This window comes from Ruegeria sp. J8, assembly GCF_056531925.1.
This window is the reverse complement of the sequence record NZ_JBQFMR010000003.1, coordinates 563,121-580,877: the sequence shown is the minus strand read 5'-3', so window position 1 is coordinate 580,877 and position 17,757 is coordinate 563,121. Positions and strand designations below refer to the sequence as shown.

Sequence of the window (17,757 nt, the reverse complement as noted above, 5' to 3'; positions counted from 1 at the left end):
TTGTCGTTTGTTCGGTCAGAATTGACTGACGTCCTGCCATTTCCGCTGGTCCGAAGACGCAAGCACCGCCGCCAGAACACGGTTCACCTCATGCCCGTCGCGGAAGGTCGGCCAGATGTTTTCACCCGTGTCGATGGCGTGCAAAAAATCCTTCGCCTCGATAATGATCTGGTCCTGATAGCCAGTTCCATGACCCGGTCCCTGACAGAAGGGTTCATAATCCGGGTGCGCGGGTCCGGTCAGGATCTTGGTGAAACCCCGCGACGCCTCGGGGCCTTCCCGGCGATACAGCCACAGGGCATTCTGATCCTCTTGATCAAAGCGGATCGCGCCTTTGGTTCCCGTGATCTCATAAGCATAACCCATCTTTCGTCCCGTCGCGACGCGGCTGAAATAGAGGTTCCCCATGACGCCGTTTTCGAACCGGCACATCATCTGGGCATGGTCGTCATTCGTAACCTCTCCGCCCGGCCTGTGCCGGTGGACGGTTTCTACATCGGCCATCACCTGTGCAATAGGCCCGATCAGGGCCATCGCACCGTTGACCATGTGTGGGGCCAGATCACCGATCGTGCCGTTTGCCATGCCCGTCGTGCGCCAGGTCGCTGGGGCTTGGGGGTCGGCGTAGAAATCCTCGGTATGTTCCCCCCGAAACCAGGTGATGTCCCCGATCTCTCCATCCGCGATCAACTGCCGTGCATATTGGCTGGCAGGTGTTCGGATATAGTTGAAGCCAACCATGTTGATGGCACCCGCTGCTTCGGCGGCCGCCACCATTGCGTGGCTGTCCTCCAAAGAAGCCCCCAAAGGTTTTTCGCACAGCACCGGCTTGCCCAGCGCAAAGGCCGCCTCGGCGATCTGACGATGCGTAGACTGGGGCGAAGCGATCACGACCGCCTCGACCTTTGGGTCGTTGACCAATAACTGCCAGTCATCCGTCGCACGAGCGAACCCGTAAGCTGCGCGATAGCGTTCCGCACTGGCAGGGGTCGAGGCGCAGATCATCTCAAGACGCGGGCGTAAGGCTGTGTTGAACACGGCGCCAACAGCGGCCATCGCAACCGAATGGGCCTTGCCCATATAGCCGCCACCGACGATTCCAATTCCGATTTCAGGCATTTGCAACGGCTCCGAACAATATATTTGCAACCGGTTGCAAAATCAGTATCGTGAGAATCGATTTAACGCAAGGACCAACGATCCCTGCCCGCCCCTTTTCGCCGGAGGACAAGACGTGAGCACTTTGATGGATGGGATCAAAGGAAACCGATTTGCCGTTTTCGGACGCGCAGGCATGGATATGTTTGCCGACCCCATCGGCACCAAAAGCGAACATGCCGAAACCTTTCGCACTGATCTGGGCGGCTCGTCCGCCAATATCTGCGCCGGGCTGGTCAAGCTGGGCAGCCAGGCGTCGCTGATCACTTCGGTCTCGGATGACGCGGTGGGGCGGTTCTGCCTGAACCGGCTTGCGCATTACGGCGTGGATACCTCGTTCATTCGCGTGATTGGCGGTGAATATCGGATTTCGCTGGCGGTCTATGAAAGCTGTGTTGAGAATTTCCAGAACGTCATCTACCGCAACGGTGCGGTCGATTTTCAAGTTACCGAAGAGGACATGGACCGGGTGGACTATGGCCGATTTTCCGCCGCGATTTCGGCCGGAACAGTCTTTGCCGCCGAACCCTCGCGCAGCGCGACGTTCCGCGCGTTCGACAATGCGCGCGCCGCAGGGCTGCCGATCATCTTTGACATTGACTACCGACCTTATAGTTGGCCCTCGCCCGAAGTGGCCGCTGACGTGCTGTCCCGTGCGGGCGAAGCCAGCGATCTGATCGTGGGCAACGACGAAGAGTTCGGATTCATGGCCGGCGGTATCGAGAAAGGCTTTGCTAAAGCTCAGGAATTGGCCCGCAAGCCAGGGCGCGTCGTCATCTATAAAATGGGTGAAAAGGGTGCGATCACGCTGGCGGATGGGCAGGAATACAAAACCGGCATCTATGCCGTTGACGCCATCAAACCCGTGGGCGCAGGCGACAGTTTCATGGCCGGTTTACTGGCATCGATCGCGGCGGGCCATTCGCAGCGCGACGCGGTGATGCGGGGATCAGCCTGTGCATCCATCGTGGTCTCGCAACCCGGCTGTGCGCCCGCCATGCCCACCACGGCTCAACTGGACGCCTTTCTTGCGTCCCACCCCGGTCCGACGACCTAGGAGGTTCAATGCATATCGCCCCTTTTGACAACCAGAACAAACCCATCGTGGATGTCGACGATCCGACGGTGCCGCTGAACTATTTCAACATCGTCAAACTGAAAAAGGGCGAGGCGTTCGAATACCAGGTGCCCGGCTATGAGACCTGCATCGTGCCCGCCACCGGTAGTGTCGATATCGAGGTCGAGGGCGTACAATTCCCGGCGCTGGGAAACCGGGGCGAGGATGTTTGGGACGGCGAGCCCGAAGGGGCCTATGTGCCGGTAGGCGCCAAGGCGCAGATGGTCTGCCTGTCCAATAGTGCTGAGGTCTTCGTGGCCGGAGCCAAATATGACAAGGTGCTGGACCCGTTCGATGTGCGCGAGCATGACCTTGTGCAATATGGCAGTGACGACACCAAAACTCATCGCAAGATCAAGCACATTCTGGGTCAAAAGCAGCACGACAAAGTGGGCCGTCTGTTGGTGAGCGAGCTGTTCACCGTCGGTCAGGGCGGCTGGTCCGGGTTCCCCAGCCACAAGCACGACACCAACCGCCTGCCCGATGAGACGCGGCATGATGAGACCTATAATTTCCGATTCAAACCCAACTGGGGCTCGGGCCTGCAGATGTTGCAACGCGAGGATAACGAACCGGGGGATGCTTATCACATCGTCGATGGCTCGACCGTTTGCATTGATACAGGGTATCACCCCTGCTGCGTCCTGCCGGGCTATGAGATGTATTATTTCACCATCCTTGGCGGTCTGACCCAGCGGTCTCTGGTGCAGTATTTCCAACCCACCCATGCCTATCAGATTGAGACGATTCCGGGCATCAAAGACATGATCGCCAAGTTCAAATGACCCTCGTTACGCTGAAAGACGTCCTGCAACCGGCCTACACGCAGGGTTATGCCGTCGCCGGGCTTGTGACGCTGGGATGGGAGGACATGCGCGCCTATGTGGCCGCGGCCGAGGCGGAAAACGCCCCGGTTATTCTGCAGGCGGGCCCAAGCTGTCGTGAGCACACCCCTTTGCCCGTTCTGGGCAAGATGTTCCGGCATCTGGCGGAAAATGCCTCAGTCCCGGTCGTGGCGCATCTGGATCACGGCTATACGTATGAGGACTGCAAGATCGCACTGGACAGCGGCTTTACCTCGCTGATGTTTGACGGCTCGCGCAAGCCCTTGCAGCAGAATATCGATGAGACCGCTGCCATCGCCGAAATGGCCCATTCCGCAGGGATTTCCTGCGAGGGTGAGATTGGCTTTGTCGGTTATTCTGGGGGTGAGGGGTCAAACGGAACCGATCCTGCCGAGGCCGCCCAATTCGCCCGGCAAAGCGGTGTCGACGCGATGGCAATCTCGGTCGGCAATGTGCATCTGCAACAAGACAAAGAGGGCGGGCTGGATGAGGCCCGTATCGCCGAGATTGACGCGATGACCGAGGTGCCGCTGGTGATCCATGGTGGTTCGGGCGTGCCGGTCGAGCAACGCGCGCGCCTGGCCCGCGAGACGTCGATCTGCAAGTTCAACATCGGAACCGAGCTGCGCATGGCCTTTGGCGCCGCCATGCGAGAAGCCGTGAACCGTGACCCGGAGCGGTTCGACCGCGTGACCATCCTGAAAGAGACCCATGAACCGGTCGAGGCCGCCGCTCGTACCGTCATTCGGGCCTTTGGCGCACCACCTCAGCGCTAAGCTCAGGCGTCGCGTTCCATGATCCATTCGACCTCAGGGGCCGGGACAAAGCGCCATTTGCGTAAGGGCCCGGCCATGACGTTCAGATAATACATCTCGAACCCATAGGGCGCGCCGCAGGGATGGTGGCCCCGCGGGACACAGACCACGTCGCCATCTGAAACGGCCATGGTTTCATCCAATTGGCCGTCATCCGTGTAGACTCGCTGAATGCCAAACCCGTTGGCGGGGTTCAGGCGGTGATAATAGGTTTCTTCCAGATAGGTGATGCGGGGATAGTCATCCTCGTCATGGCGATGGCTTGGATAGGATGACCAGTTGCCGTTTGGCGTAAAAACCTCGGTCACAAGCAGGCTGTCGGCGTAGTCTTCCGCCTCCATCGCGATGTTGTTGATATGGCGCGTGTTGGTGCCCTTGCCCCGTTCAGTCAAAGTAATGCCGTCCGGCCCGATACGACGCGCTTGATGTCCGCCTTGACCGGGGGCGGAACACACGGCCAGAACGCAATCAGTTTCCGCAACCGCCTGCCAATCGGTCCCGTTGGGCAAATAAAGGCAATGCGGAGGGGTCTTTTCGAACACATCCATCCGGTCGCCCAGCACGCCCCAATCCTGCCCCGCCCCGGTGATCTGCGCCTTACCTTCGACCATGACCAGGATGACCTCGCGATCACCGGTCACCTCGGAAGCTGTGTCGCCCGCGCGCAGATGGTAGAGGCCAAACCCGACATAGCGCCATCCGGCATTTGCCGGGGTGATGTCATGCACCTTTCCGCGCGTGCCAAAGGGTTTTTTCAAAAGGTCTGCCATCTCGTGTTCTCCGTGTTGGGCGGGCACGTTCGCCCGCCCGATATTGCCTTATGCTGCCTGTCGGGTTTCCAGCGCTGCAAGCGCTTGTGCCAGTTGTTCTTCTGTCCACCCTTCGGATACCGCGCTGCGCAGGATATCGGCTTGGCTGGCGGGGGCATTCCCGCCAACCGGTGGGTCCGTATCCAGATTGGTTGGAAACGGATACCCCTCGGCAGTGGCAGAAATGGCCGCATCCAGTTCCGGCCCCGACAGATCGCCACGCTGCTTCAGCGCCACCAGCGCCGGGAACGCCCTCAGCGACATGGCACGTCGATCTATGGCCTCCATCGCGCGCCCAAAGGCTGAAGAGACCTGGAGCAGGTTCGCCATCCTGTTGATATCCGCGCTGCAGTTCTCGCCCGCCGCATGAAACAGCGCCGGGTTGAAGAAAACAGCGTCACCTTTGTCCAATGGCAACTGGATATAGTTGGCTTCGAAATGGTCGCGATGCGCCTCATCGTGAAACGCCAGATAGCCCCGAGCATAAAGCTGCGAAAACGGCAACAGCTTGGTCGGACCACTTTCGACCGGCATATCGCAATGCGCCACCGCGCCCTGCAAGGTCAGAGTCGCTGTCACCAGATGCGCGTGAACGGGATACCGCGCAGCACTATCCGCGCTTTGAAACCCCAGATGATAGTCCCGATGCGCTTGCTGTGCCTTGCCACCAGGACGAACCTGATTGACCTGTGCGGTCATCTGATAATTCGGTCCCAGCCACGCCTCACACACGGCTGCAATCGAGGTATTGCCAAAGTAGAGCGCAAAACCTTCGGGATCCTTCATGCATTGCTTTTGCAGCGCATTCCACACCCGGTCATTGGCACCCGAGGCCGCAAAGTGATCGCCTTCGCCTGCCCCGCCTTCGCGCTCTTCGTCGATGATCTGTTGAAACACCTCCGTCGCCCGGTCGATAACGGTGGTATCCGCATAAGCACCTCTCAGCGCGATCACCCCGGCCGAGCTGTTCAACACCTGCCCCCATTCCGCAAGCAGAGCTTGACGTCGCGCGCCATCCTCTAGCGCAGGCCGCAGGGCACTCATGTCATAAACGGGTACGTTCTTTTCAATGCCCGCCGCATGCGGCACCGCTGACGCCTGTAGGGCCTGAGAGGTCAACACCTTGAATTCATCCAGATCACAGGATTCCCGGTCAAAATATCCGACATATCCAAGCTCTTGGCTTACCATGATTTTCTCCTTTCTCATGGCTTTGGTGTTGCCCATCGGGCGGTGAGTCATGCAGTGATCGTCAGCCCAGCCTCCTCACAGACTTCGACAATGTGTTCGTAACCCTTCTTCGAATACTCGTAGGGTGGCGCTTTGGCGGGGTCCTGTTCGGCCTCAACCACGATCCAGCCGCGGTAATCCATCGTCTTCAGCGCGTTTGCGACGGCTTGGAAGTCGATGCAGCCATCACCGGGCACGGTGAAGGCGCCGGCAATGACGGCATCCAGAAAGCTGCCATTGTTCTCGCGCGTTTCCTGCACGACCTGCGGGCGGATATCCTTGAAGTGCACGTGATGCACCCGGTCGCCCCAACGGTTCAGAGTGGCCAGCACATCGCCACCCCCGAACAGCAGGTGACCGGTGTCAAAGCACAGCTTCACCTCGGGGCCCGACCCTTCCATCAGCCAGTTCACGTCATCTTCGCTTTCGATGATCGTGCCCATGTGATGGTGATAGGCCATTGGCATACCCTGATCCGCCATCCACTTGGCCAATTCGGTGATCTTGGCGGCGTAGGCCAGAACCTCATCCTTCGACAATTTCGGGCGGTCGTTCACCGGCATTCCGATCTGACCCTGAACGGTGTTCGAGCATTCGGCGTATACGATACAGGGGCTGTTCAGCGCCACGAATTGTTCGACCTGTTCGCGCACGGCCTCGCGTTCGGTGGCAAAATCATTCACCAGCGACGCGCCCGAGCACCAACCACCGCAAAGCGCAATGTCATTCGCCTCAAGATAAGCGCGCAGACCTTCGGTATCGCCGGGCATCCGCTGGCCGCGTTCGACGCCGGTATAGCCAATCTCATGCGACTCCTTCAGCGCCTGCTCCATGGTGTACGCGGCCGTCAGATCCGGCAGATCATCATTCTGCCACGCGATCGGAGAGATTCCGATTTTCACGCTCATTTGGTATTTCTTTCCTTGATCGCCAACTCGTAAGCCGCGCGTTTTTCGTTCACTTCAGGGCGGATGCTGACTTCGGGCACCGCCACTTCCCACCACGTGCCACCATATTCGGTCGAGGGGTAGGGATCGGTGTCGATGACAACCACATACGGCCCCTTGATATCGGCGCGTTTGGCAAGCGCGTCCTCGAGCTCGGCAATCGAGCCGGCCTTGACCGAAGTCGCCCCCATCGCTGCCGCATGAGCCGCAAAGTCGATACTGGACGGGTTCTCATGCACCGCGTGGTCCAACAGGTTGTTAAACTCGGCTCCACCGGTGCCCATCTGCAGGCGGTTGATGCAGCCAAAGCCCCGGTTGTCGGTGATCACCACGGTGAAGGACACGCCCATCATCGCGGCCGAGGCCATCTCGGAATTGGCCATCATATAGGTGCCGTCGCCGGTAAAGCAGATCACGTCGCGCTCGGGCTCGGCCATCTTGATGCCCATGGCGCCCGCGATCTCGTACCCCATGCAGCTGAAGCCGTATTCCATGTGATATGCGCCAGGGCGCGGGGCTTTCCACAGTTTGTGCAGTTCACCCGGCATGGTCCCGGCCGCGCACATCACCACCGTATCGTTATGCGAGGCGCGCTGGACTGCGCCCACCACCTGCATATCCGTCGGCAGAGCATTCCCGTCGCCGGGCGCGTCCGTGAGCTTGTCGACCTTACCGTACCAATCCGCCTTGAGCGTGTCCGAAACAGGATCGGCGCGATAGCCTTGAAGGGCAGCGCCCAGCTCGGTCAATCCGACTCGCGCGTCCGATTGCAACGGCATCGCGCTGTGTTTCTCAGCGTCATAGGCGTTGGTGTTCAGACACACCATCTCGCGATCCGGGTTCGAGAACAGGCCCCATGATCCGGTGGTGAAATCCTGCAACCGCGTCCCTACTGCCAAAACCAGATCAGCTTCGGCGCAGACCTCATTGGCCGGTTCGCCCCCGGTCACGCCAACGGGGCCCAGGTTCAACGGATGGTCCCAGGCCAACGCGGACTTGCCCGCCTGCGTTTCGGTGACGGGAATGTTGTGCATTTCAGCAAAGCTTTGCAACGCTTCTGTCGCATCCGAATAGTGCACGCCGCCCCCGGCGATGATCACCGGCCGTTTGGCCGCCTTGAGCGCCGCCGCCGCGCGGGCCAGCTCACCTTCATCCGGGCGGATGCGGCGCTGATACCAGACTCGGGGCTCAAAGAAGCTTTCGGGATAGTCATAGGCTTCGGCCTGCACATCCTGACAGAAGGAGAGTGTGACCGGCCCGCAATCGGCGGGGTCCGTCATGGTGCGGAAGGCGCGCGGCAGGGCGGTCAGCAGGTGTTCAGGCCGAGTGATGCGGTCGAAATAGCGGCTGACCGGGCGGAAGCAGTCGTTGGCGCTGACTGTACCGTCGCTGAAATTCTCGGGCTGTTGCAGAACCGGATCGGGCCCGCGCGTCGCAAACACATCACCCGGCAACAGCAAGACCGGCAGCCGGTTCACATAGGCCAGCGCCGCCGCCGTCACCATATTCGTGGCTCCCGGCCCGATCGAGGACGTCACCGCCATCGTCTGCGTCCGCCGCTTTTGCTTGGCATAGGCAATCGCGCAATGGGCCATGGTCTGCTCGTTGTGGCCGCGATAAGTGGGCAAGCTGTCTTTGACGGCATGCAGCGCCTCGCCCAGCCCAGCCACATTCCCATGGCCAAAGATGGCCCAGACGCCTGCGATAAACGGTTCTCCAGCCTCGTTCATCTGCGCGCCAAGATAGCGGACCAGAGCCTGCGCCGCGGTCAGTCGGATTGTCTTGCTCATTCGTGTTTCCTTTCAACACAAGGCCCTTATGGGCGATCCGTTGAATTTCAGTTTTACCAATATGCGTGACGGGTCCGTGTCAGACGGTCCCGCCCAGCGACCCTTCCAGTTCGGCCAGTTCCTGTCCACCGGCCATGAGATCCTGCAACTCTTCGGGCGAGATTTCACCGCGTTTAGCAGTACCAAGCGTCTGTCCCCTGTTCAGCACAGTGAACCTGTCGCCAACCGCCAAGGCATGGCGCACGTTATGGCTGATGAAAACAACGCCGACGCCCTGACTGCGCACCTTGTCGATCGTGGCCAAAACATTCGAGGTCTGGCGCACCCCAAGGGCCGAGGTCGGTTCGTCCAAAATCAGAATCTTCGCGCCGAAATGCACCGCACGGGCGATGGCAACCGTCTGGCGTTCCCCCCCTGACAAGGTGCCGACCGCCTGATCAGGCCCACGCAGGTTGATGCCCATCTTACGCATCTCCTCCATGGTGATCTCATCGGCCAGTTTCTTGTCGAAGAAATTGATGCCCGCGACTTTCTTCGTCGGTTCATTGCCCATGAAGAAGTTTCGGCTGACGCTCATCAGCGGGATCATGGCCAGATGCTGATGCACCGTCGCAATCCCCGCCGCAATCGCATCGCGCGGATCTTCGAAATGCATCGGCCTGTCTTCGAAAAAGATCTCACCCGCCGTTGGTTTATGCACCCCTGACATGGTCTTGATGAAGGTCGATTTGCCTGCACCGTTGTCGCCCAGCAGGCAATGACACTCACCTGGCCTCAGATCGAAGCTGACCCCGGCCAGAGCGATCACCGAGCCAAAGTGTTTCTGGATATCGACCATCCGAATGATTGGGGCCCGTTCCTGCGCGTCGCCGTGATGGAATTTGGTATCTTCGGTCATCTCAGCGTTCTCCTGTGATGATGCGGCGGATATAGGTGTTCAGGATCACCGCACCCAGCAGGATCACACCCAAAAATACCCGGAAGAGTGAGCTTTCGACCCCCGCAAAGAACAGCCCCTGCTGAACAACGCCAAAGATCAGCGCGCCCAAGGCCGCACCCAGCACCGAACCGTAACCTCCGGTCAGCAGCGCGCCGCCAATGACCACGGCAATGATCGCCTCAAACTCTTTCAGCAAGCCGCGATCCGCCCCGGCTGATCCGAACTCCATCACCTGACAGGTGGCGAAAACCGTGGCGCAGAAGGCGGTGAACATGAACATCAGAATCTTGACCCGGTTCACCGGTACACCAGAATTTCGCGCCGCCTCGGCATCACCGCCCGCAGCAAAAATCCAATTGCCGAACTTTGTCTTGGTCAGAAGGATGTGACCAAAGAGGATGATGGCAAGCGCCCAAATGACCAGCATCGGAATGCCGTCGACCACAGGCTGACCGGCACGCGTACCGCGCTCGAAGGTCTCGATAATGCCCGCATCGCCCAACCAGACGAACAGACCCTGCCCGACCTTGCCACCAAAGACTGCAGCCAGCCAATCGCCCTCGGCCACGTCGCGAATGCCACCTATGATGGTTTTACGCTCAATGGTTTGGGGCAAGTAGATGGTGAAGCCACGCAGAATGAACAGAAAGGCCAGCGTTACGATAAAGCTGGGCAATCCCGTACGCACAACGATGTAGCCGTTCACCGCACCGATAAAGATGCACAGCGCGAAGGTCACAATGATCGCCATCCAGACCGGCCAACTGAGCGTGACCGAGAAGATTGCGATCATCATCCCCGCGAACCCGATCATCGAGCCTACGGACAGGTCAAACTCACCTGCAATCATTAGTAGGCAGGCGCCCACGGCAATGATCATGAATTGAGCCGAGACAATTGACCAGTTCATTACGCCCTGCGCGTTGAACATCCCACTGTCAAAGGCGAATAGCAGGAAGAATGTGAACACGGCGACGGTGCCGACCATGCCACCCAGTTCTGGACGGATCAGGGCACGACGCAACGGCGAGATCTCTTTGATCCGTTCGTCACCGCCCATTGCGGATTGCGCTGATTCAGCCATAGGTGCCTCCCCTCGCGCTCTATAGAATGCTTAGATTTTGCTAGGGTGCGGACGCAGCAACCGCGTCCGCACCGAAATTGAAGATCAGCGGTATTCGCCCGCGAACTCTTCGATTTTACCTAGACCGTCTGCGGTCACGAAACCGGGGCCCGAGTTGATGTTGTTACCCGGCAGAACGCCATAGCGGTGGTAGTTGGCCATCACAACAACCGGCAGATAGGCCTGAAGGAAAGGCTGCTGGTCGATGCCCCACTGGATCACACCGCTTTTGATACCTTTCACGATCTCACCACCCAGATCGAAGGTGCCGAAATAGATGTCACCGGCCATGCCGTTCTCTTCCAGCGCCAGAATGGTCGGATCAGCCGAGGTCGGCCCCAGCGTCAGCACGGCATCCGTATCGGGGTTGGCCGAAAGATAAGCCAGAACGCGGTTCTTGATCTCGGCCGGGTCCTGACCAGCGTCGATCATCTGCTCACCCAGTTCGATCCCCAGACCGTCGGCAAAACCCTGACAACGCTCCTGGCTGGAGGGCTGCACGATATAATGGTTCACACATAGGAACGAGCCGATACCGTCGCCCTTGGCGCGCAGACCGGCGGCGTAGCCTGCGTCATATTCAGGCTGGCCGACATACATCAACGCACCCACTTCGCGCGCCTTTTCCGGCGTGCCGGTGTTCATGATGATAACGTCGATGCCCGAATCCACGGCAGCTTTGATCGGGCCTTCCAGAATGTCGGGGTCCGCCAGCGTCGTGATAATCCCGTTCGGACCCGAAGCAGCGGCCTGATCAATGATCCGCGCCATGTCGGCCAAGTCACCGGTAGGCGGATTGCGATATTCAACCTCGACACCCATCTGCTCGCCCGCCAGAGCGATCCCGTTCTTGATGGTGTTCCACCAGCTGTCACTGTCCGGAGCGTGGCTGACCAGAATGTACTTCTCGCCCTCGGCCGCAGCGCCAGTGACGCCCGCGAACGCAACGGCGCTGGCCATCAGCACGCCCTTTACAAACTTCTTCATTTCCATTCCTCCCAATAGAACAGTCAATCTGTGTGCCGGGTTTGCCCGGCCATTCGGTTAAACCGAATCTCCTCTGCCCCGGTTCGGCACCGGGCTTTCCTCAGTTTGAGGATATCCGGCAATTTTGCAACCGGTTTCAAAACACATCCTCCAAAGCGACCGGTTGCCTGGTTTTTGCCGAGCGGGTCGCAGCCTCGGCCATTGCCAAGGCGGTCACGCCATCCTCCAACGTGACGGGCATCGCCATGCCGGTTTGCACCGCGCCGACAAACGCATCCCATTCGGCCCGGTAGGCTGGCATGTAGCGCTCCAGGAAAAAATACGTTGGCTTTGCTCCAACCACGCCATCGACCGTGGATTTGACGACCGTGTTTTCCAGAACGTTATGGGCCTGAAGCAACCCAGCGGCCCCAAGCAATTCAACCCGCTGATCATAACCATAGGCTGCACGCCGCGAATTCTTGATCACCGCGATGGCACCATTGGCGTAAGTCATTGTGGTTACAGCGGTATCCACGTCTCCAACAGCCCCGATTTCGGGATCCACAACCGAGGATCCAACCGCAGAAATCGTGATCGGCGCCTGCCCCATAAGGTAATTCGCCATATCGAAATCATGGATCATCATGTCCCGAAACAACCCGCCAGAGGTTTTGACATAGCTGACGGGCGGCGGAGCTGGATCGAAAGAGGTGATCGATAATAACTCGGCCTTGCCGATATCTCCGCTGGTGTAAGCCTGCCTCAAAGACGCGAAACTGGGATCGAAGCGGCGATTGAACCCGACCATCACGGGCTGACCCGTTGCGGCCGCGACCTGTTGGCAGGAAATTGCCCGTTTCAGGTCCAGATCAACCGGTTTCTCGCACAAAACCGCCTTCCCGGCACGGGTCGCCGCTTCGATCAGGTCCGAATGGGTGTCCGTCGGTGACGCGATCAGCACCGCATCAATCGCCGGGTCATTGATCACCGCCTCGGAGGTGCATGCCTGCGCCCCATATGCGCTTGCCAGAGCTTCGGCGGCCTCGGCCACAGCGTCAGACACGGCGCTCAACTTGGATTGCGCATGCCCGGCTATAGCCTCAGCATGAACACGGCCAATCCGTCCCGCGCCAATCAATCCGACGTTCAGCATGAGGGTTCCTCGAATCCTTATTCCAAGCCACAGTGTTGGTTTTTGCAACCGGTTGCAAGAATTTTTTTGCTGTTGCGTATTCCAGTGTCAGCACCCGGTTCGACCGACAGAGGATTTTTCTTGGGTTTCATGATAAGATGCAGCCCTGTTTGCGAGTTCCGGGGGGTGTTGCAATGGTTGAATATGGAATTGCCACGGGTACGGTTGGCGGTTCTGTCGGCGGTGGCGGTGGCTACCGCGGCGGAGGTGGCGGCGGAGGGTCGAATATCTCGTACTGGGTCGGATATTTCGAACAGAACCCCGAGATCATGATCGCCGCACTTGTCGGCATCTTTCTGGTCGCGCGGTATGTTCTGGCGCGGTGATCGCGCGATGCTCGGGCCTGTCGGGCCAAACCGGTGAGAAATGGCGATCCCTGAAGGACACAGTGCCTTCAACGATTCCAATCTGGTAGCTCGGCGAACATACCCAAACCCTGCCATTGATATGATTGGCAAAAAAAACGGTTTGGCGAACACTTCCGAAAAAGAAAACGCCCCGTCCGTTGCAGCGGATCAGGGCGTTTTCGCAGAAGAAACTTCAAATACTCTCTCAAATGAATATAGCAATCCCGGCCCGATCATCCAAGCGCATTGGGGGTCGGCATGAAAAAGGTTCAGATCCGACTACTCATGCGTCTCCATGGTCTCACCGAGGCGCAGGCAAGTGCGTTGGCGACCCTAGTCTGGGGGGGCTGAGATATGGCCTCTTCATCAGGTGTCTTTGCTCGACACGCGGAGGCTTATGCCGCAGCCGGGCTGTCTGCGTTCCCGGTGGATACACGAAACAAACGGCCTGCCATAAAGGGCTGGCAGGACGCCACGCCGAGGCACACAAGGGCTTGGGCTTCGGTCGACAAGCTGGGTGCGGCTGATGGTCTAGGTATCCCTATGGGTCAATCCTCGGGTGTCACTGAGATCGACGTTGACGGCGTCGGCGAAGCTTGGCTGGCCTTAGCCGTGAAACAGTTCGGTGAAACTCCAGTGGTTATCCGAACAGCAAGCGGCAAGGCTAAGCTCTGGTATCGTCACAACGGCGAAGGGCGTCGCATTCGGCCTATCCAGGGCCAACCCATAGACGTGCTTGGGAACGGGTTCACGATTGCCCCACCTTCATGGCGCGAAGATCTGGCGGCATCTTATGAATTCCTCTCCGGCAGCATTGATGACGTTGCAAACCTTCCAACAATCCCCTCAGCGGCCTTAGAAGCGGTCTGTGGGGGTGTTTCCGGGTCAGTAGCGGCTGGTGAGCGGAACGACAGGCTTTTTCGCTACTGCATGACCCAAGCGCGCCACTGCGACGATGTCGCGGGCCTTATCGACGTTGCCCAAACTTGGGCCAGTGCTTTCCCAACGCCTTTGAGTACCAGCGAGATCGACCGCTGCGCAAAATCGGCATGGGGCTACGAGGCCAAGGGCCGGAACTACCTGGGGCTGCGCAAACCTCAAATCACGGAAGGAGATAGGATCATGGACGAACTGATTGACCAGCCTGAAGCCCTCGCCCTGTATCAGATGTTCCTGCGCTTTCATGGCAATCGACCGTCCTTCGCCATAGCACCGCAAGCCATGAGCGAAGCCGGGACGCCTCCTTGGTCTCGGCACCGAATTGTAAACGCCAGAGACATCCTAATTGAGCGCGGCTTCATTGAAGAGCTGTCTGCACCGGAGCGCGGGCGCAGAAAATCGGGCCGGTATCGGCTGTCAGATAAAATGCAAAATTCTGACCACAATCACTATACACCCTCCCCCCTTCTTATTCAGGGCGACGGAAAACCAATCCAACATCCAGCAGCAAAGGAGGCCGGGCAATGACCAGCGGGATACAGGAGCGGCAGCAGCAGGTTCGAGAACTGGCTCATCCTCACATTGAGCATTTGTTCACGGATCTCTTGGCAGCGGGCATCCAGCCACACGAAGCAGCCCAGGCCATGATTTTGGAAGGCACTGGGATACTTGTCGGCGCATTTGGACCAAATGGTGCCGGAAACGCTTTGCGGCAAGTTGGCGAGAATTTAGCCGCTTGGATTAGCCATTTGGCTGACGCAGCAGAAGCGCAGCAAGGGGCGAAGTAATGACCTCGGATTACTTGAAAAACTTGATTGGGAATCTCATTTGGGGTATATTGATACCGTCAGTCATGCGGGACGATGATTGCAACTCCACGAAGCCAAGCGGGACGTTGGCGACTGAGAGGAAATCCGAAAAACTGATGGCACTAACCTGAGTGCCGAACGCCCCACCGAGATGGTGACGGCCTTTCCTAGAAAAGGAGTCTGCGATGACAGACCTAGCTGAAATCAAATCCCTCTTCGACGAAGGTATGCAGACCGCAAATGATCTGCGTGGCCAAGTTGACGAACTTAAATCGACGGTTTCTGACTTGGAAACCAAGCTGAACCGGCCCGGCATGGGTGGCGGCACAGCGCGTGTTAGCGACGCCGAAACCAAAATGGTTAACTTTCTACGCACCGGCGATGGGTTGGAGCAAAAAGAAATGACCATTGGCACTGCCACGAGCGGAGGTCATTCGGTTCCAGAAGAAATTGATCGTGTTTTGCAGGACCAACTGGTCGAAATTTCGCCGGTTCGCAGCGTTGCAAATGTCGTTAACACGATGTCCAGCGACTATAAGAAATTGATCGGCACTCGCGGTGCATCGTCTGGATGGGTTGGCGAAACCGACACCAGGACCGAAACCAACACTCCCGAGATGGAAGCCGTTATCCCAACAATGGGTGAGATCTACGCCTACCCTTCCATGTCTCGCTGGGTGTTCGAGGACAGCTCATTCAACCTCAACACGTGGCTTCGGGAAAACGTGGCAGAAGAGTTTGCGGTCCAAGAGGGCGCAGCGTTCATTTCCGGCAACGGAACAAACAAACCAACGGGCTTCTTGACGGGCACTCCGGTGACAACTGCCGATACTAGCCGCGCATTCGGAACACTGCAATATGTCCCGACTGGCTCTGCAGGTGGCTTTGGGTCAAGTCCTTTCGACAACCTTGTCGATTTGAAGAACGCGCTTAAGCCATCATATCGGGCTGGCGCGGTTTGGATGATGAACAGCACAACTGCGGCCTTCTTGCAGAAGGTCAAAGACGCTGACGGCAGACCAATCTGGAACGAGAATGTACGCGCTGGCCAGCCTTCCACACTTCTGGGTTTCCCAGTCGTTGAGGCTGAAGACATGCCTGATGCTGCAGCCGACTCGTTCGGTGTTGCGTTCGGCAACTTCCAACGCGGTTACATCATTGCAGACCGAGGCCCGTTCACTGTGGTCAGGGATGAAGTCACACGGCCTGGTTACATCAAGCTGTACTTAGCGCGTCGCACTGGCGGCAAGGTGTCGGACAGCAACGCCATCAAACTGCTGAAATTCTCGGCGTCATGAGTTTTCAGCCCCACCGGATTTTACTTCTGTTTCGGTGGGGATGTCCCAGCGGGCGGTGGGCATTCATGAAAAACACCCGCAGCCGGAGCGTGGCTTCTCCAAGGTCACGGCTCCGGCCTAGCCGGGGTGGTTCAATCTTCAGGGCCTTACCGCCTGAAACCGACCGCCCCGTCTTTTGTTCACATCCCCATTTGAGAAATCAGAGGCAGACATGGCACGACGCAAGAACTCGATAGAGAAAGCTCGGCTGACAGGCGCTCTGCAGAAGCACCCTGAACGCTATAAGGACGTGTCCGCGCCCAAGGGCTTGGATAAAGTCGGTGACCCCCCTGAGTGGCTTACAGAAGCCCAAAAGGAATCATGGGCGATATTTGTTGATGAGTTGCCCTGGCTGGTGGCGTCTGATCGGGCGCTGTTGGAGACGGCCTGTATTCTTCGTTCTGGGGTATTGTCTGGCGCTGATTTGACAGCAGCACACATCCGTGAATTTCGGATGCATCTGACCGCGATGGGAGCGACGCCAACAAGCCGCCACGGGATTCATTTCACAGAAAAAGACGAAGACAACGACCCGTTCGCTAAGTTTGCGAGGGCGCACTAAACATACAAAGGCCTATGATATAACGACCAAGAAATGACGGTATCCGTTATAGCGATGCGCGCCAAGCATGGAGAGACTGTCATCCGACGAATAGCGTCCGATGACAGCACGCAGCTCAAGCGGCGTAATAGGCGCGGCCCAAGCGAAACAGGGCGGGTTCAACGAACGGGCACCCACCCTTATCCAAATTCGGCGCCATAATACTGGCTGAAAGACATACGTTGCCCGAATGTGCTTGCAAAACATGCCGGTTCAGGTACGTCTGATTTTGTTTCTCAAATTGCTAGATGTCAGTGAATACATCTGGCAACCGATGTATGGAAAAATAAAGTGTTCTGGATACCATCCGCAAAAATACTCTATTTGAACGCACCCAAAACAGGTAGTGTCTCGATCGTTAACTCCTTGATCCAGTACTGTATAATGAACTCATTGGAGTTTAAGCGGAGCAACGACTACGACACTATCGACCACCCAGATCTAAGAGGTATTGAGGCGGTTCTTAAGAATGCCGGTGAAAATCTGGATGGCGCACTAATTTGCACGACTATCAGAAACCCTTGGAGTCGATGTCGTTCGTTCTTCAGATTTGCTCGATTTGACGCAGATTGCCACCCTTGGTGGAATGAACAGAAGTATGATCCGTCACGCGGTTATCTAACCCAGAAAAGCTGGATAAACGAAAATCCGCCACGATCTAAATATTCGTTTCGAACTTTGCTTCGTCTCCCACCCTCGCTGCCCTTGAAGGGTTGTCAAGGAGGGTATCTAAGAATTTGGTCTAGATATTACGAGTTATCCGCGTATGCACGAAGATCGAGAACACAA

18 protein-coding genes are annotated in these 17,757 nt (G+C 57.8%); 9 read left to right on the top strand and 9 right to left on the bottom strand.

Features of this window, described 5'->3' with window-relative positions; all coding sequences use genetic code 11:
- Nucleotides 1-15: 15 nt before the first annotated feature.
- On the bottom strand, nucleotides 16-1,119 hold the full coding sequence (locus ACR0L1_RS09600; RefSeq protein WP_480858439.1) for a Gfo/Idh/MocA family protein: 1,104 nt from the start codon (nucleotides 1,117-1,119) through the stop codon (nucleotides 16-18).
- Nucleotides 1,120-1,246: 127 nt separating this feature from the next.
- On the opposite strand from ACR0L1_RS09600, the gene ACR0L1_RS09595 reads away from it, so the two are divergent.
- From ACR0L1_RS09595 to ACR0L1_RS09585, 3 genes are read left to right on the top strand one after another with little or no spacing between them, the layout of a single operon-like run.
- Nucleotides 1,247-2,215: a PfkB family carbohydrate kinase gene (locus ACR0L1_RS09595; RefSeq protein WP_480858485.1), complete on the top strand. Its 969-nt coding sequence runs from the start codon at nucleotides 1,247-1,249 to the stop codon at nucleotides 2,213-2,215.
- Nucleotides 2,216-2,223: 8 nt separating this feature from the next.
- The gene (locus ACR0L1_RS09590; protein WP_170789793.1) at nucleotides 2,224-3,060 is read left to right on the top strand and encodes a 5-deoxy-glucuronate isomerase; all 837 of its coding nucleotides are present in this window, start codon (nucleotides 2,224-2,226) and stop codon (nucleotides 3,058-3,060) included.
- Nucleotides 3,057-3,896 carry a class II fructose-bisphosphate aldolase gene (locus ACR0L1_RS09585; RefSeq protein WP_170789792.1) on the top strand — a complete coding sequence of 280 codons (840 nt, stop codon included), beginning with the start codon at nucleotides 3,057-3,059 and terminating at the stop codon, nucleotides 3,894-3,896. The genes ACR0L1_RS09590 and ACR0L1_RS09585 overlap by 4 nt, the downstream gene beginning before the upstream one ends.
- A 2-nt stretch (nucleotides 3,897-3,898) precedes the next feature.
- Here ACR0L1_RS09585 and iolB read toward each other — a convergent pair whose 3' ends face one another.
- From iolB to iolG, 8 genes are all read right to left on the bottom strand, one after another.
- A complete protein-coding gene (iolB, locus tag ACR0L1_RS09580; RefSeq protein ID WP_170772357.1) occupies nucleotides 3,899-4,705 on the bottom strand; it encodes a 5-deoxy-glucuronate isomerase in 807 nt (268 codons plus the stop codon).
- Nucleotides 4,706-4,753: 48 nt separating this feature from the next.
- Nucleotides 4,754-5,935: a phytanoyl-CoA dioxygenase family protein gene (locus tag ACR0L1_RS09575; protein WP_480858436.1), complete on the bottom strand. Its 1,182-nt coding sequence runs from the start codon at nucleotides 5,933-5,935 to the stop codon at nucleotides 4,754-4,756.
- Between the two features lie 47 nt (nucleotides 5,936-5,982).
- The gene (gene iolE, locus ACR0L1_RS09570; RefSeq protein WP_480858434.1) at nucleotides 5,983-6,882 is read right to left on the bottom strand and encodes a myo-inosose-2 dehydratase; all 900 of its coding nucleotides are present in this window, start codon (nucleotides 6,880-6,882) and stop codon (nucleotides 5,983-5,985) included.
- Nucleotides 6,879-8,711, bottom strand: coding sequence for a 3D-(3,5/4)-trihydroxycyclohexane-1,2-dione acylhydrolase (decyclizing) (gene iolD / locus ACR0L1_RS09565; RefSeq protein WP_480505812.1), 1,833 nt, complete (start codon nucleotides 8,709-8,711; stop codon nucleotides 6,879-6,881). Before iolD ends, iolE begins: the two co-directional genes overlap by 4 nt.
- 79 nt (nucleotides 8,712-8,790) lie before the next feature.
- Nucleotides 8,791-9,609: an ATP-binding cassette domain-containing protein gene (locus ACR0L1_RS09560; RefSeq protein ID WP_170789788.1), complete on the bottom strand. Its 819-nt coding sequence runs from the start codon at nucleotides 9,607-9,609 to the stop codon at nucleotides 8,791-8,793.
- 1 nt (nucleotide 9,610) lies between these two features.
- Nucleotides 9,611-10,735, bottom strand: a complete 1,125-nt coding sequence (locus tag ACR0L1_RS09555) for an ABC transporter permease (protein ID WP_480505810.1) — start codon at nucleotides 10,733-10,735, stop codon at nucleotides 9,611-9,613.
- Nucleotides 10,736-10,819: 84 nt separating this feature from the next.
- Nucleotides 10,820-11,734: a sugar ABC transporter substrate-binding protein gene (locus tag ACR0L1_RS09550; RefSeq protein ID WP_237215832.1), complete on the bottom strand. Its 915-nt coding sequence runs from the start codon at nucleotides 11,732-11,734 to the stop codon at nucleotides 10,820-10,822.
- Nucleotides 11,735-11,897: 163 nt separating this feature from the next.
- Nucleotides 11,898-12,896, bottom strand: a complete 999-nt coding sequence (iolG, locus tag ACR0L1_RS09545) for an inositol 2-dehydrogenase (protein WP_480858431.1) — start codon at nucleotides 12,894-12,896, stop codon at nucleotides 11,898-11,900.
- 173 nt (nucleotides 12,897-13,069) lie between these two features.
- Here iolG and ACR0L1_RS09540 point away from each other — a divergent pair, with 173 nt between their 5' ends.
- From ACR0L1_RS09540 to ACR0L1_RS09515, 6 genes are all read left to right on the top strand, one after another.
- Nucleotides 13,070-13,261 (top strand): hypothetical protein, encoded by a 192-nt coding sequence (locus ACR0L1_RS09540; RefSeq protein ID WP_170772373.1) that lies wholly within the window; start codon nucleotides 13,070-13,072, stop codon nucleotides 13,259-13,261.
- Between the two features lie 40 nt (nucleotides 13,262-13,301).
- Nucleotides 13,302-13,544, top strand: a complete 243-nt coding sequence (locus ACR0L1_RS09535; protein ID WP_480858429.1) for a hypothetical protein — start codon at nucleotides 13,302-13,304, stop codon at nucleotides 13,542-13,544.
- A gap of 92 nt (nucleotides 13,545-13,636) precedes the next feature.
- Complete coding sequence (locus ACR0L1_RS09530) at nucleotides 13,637-14,749, top strand: bifunctional DNA primase/polymerase (RefSeq protein ID WP_480858427.1); 1,113 nt, start codon at nucleotides 13,637-13,639, stop codon at nucleotides 14,747-14,749.
- Nucleotides 14,746-15,009: a hypothetical protein gene (locus tag ACR0L1_RS09525; RefSeq protein ID WP_480858425.1), complete on the top strand. Its 264-nt coding sequence runs from the start codon at nucleotides 14,746-14,748 to the stop codon at nucleotides 15,007-15,009. The genes ACR0L1_RS09530 and ACR0L1_RS09525 overlap by 4 nt, the downstream gene beginning before the upstream one ends.
- Nucleotides 15,010-15,215: 206 nt before the next feature.
- A complete protein-coding gene (locus tag ACR0L1_RS09520) occupies nucleotides 15,216-16,328 on the top strand; it encodes a phage major capsid protein (RefSeq protein ID WP_480858423.1) in 1,113 nt (370 codons plus the stop codon).
- A gap of 211 nt (nucleotides 16,329-16,539) precedes the next feature.
- The gene (locus ACR0L1_RS09515) at nucleotides 16,540-16,929 is read left to right on the top strand and encodes a hypothetical protein (protein ID WP_480858421.1); all 390 of its coding nucleotides are present in this window, start codon (nucleotides 16,540-16,542) and stop codon (nucleotides 16,927-16,929) included.
- The last annotated feature ends 828 nt before the right edge of the window (nucleotides 16,930-17,757 follow it).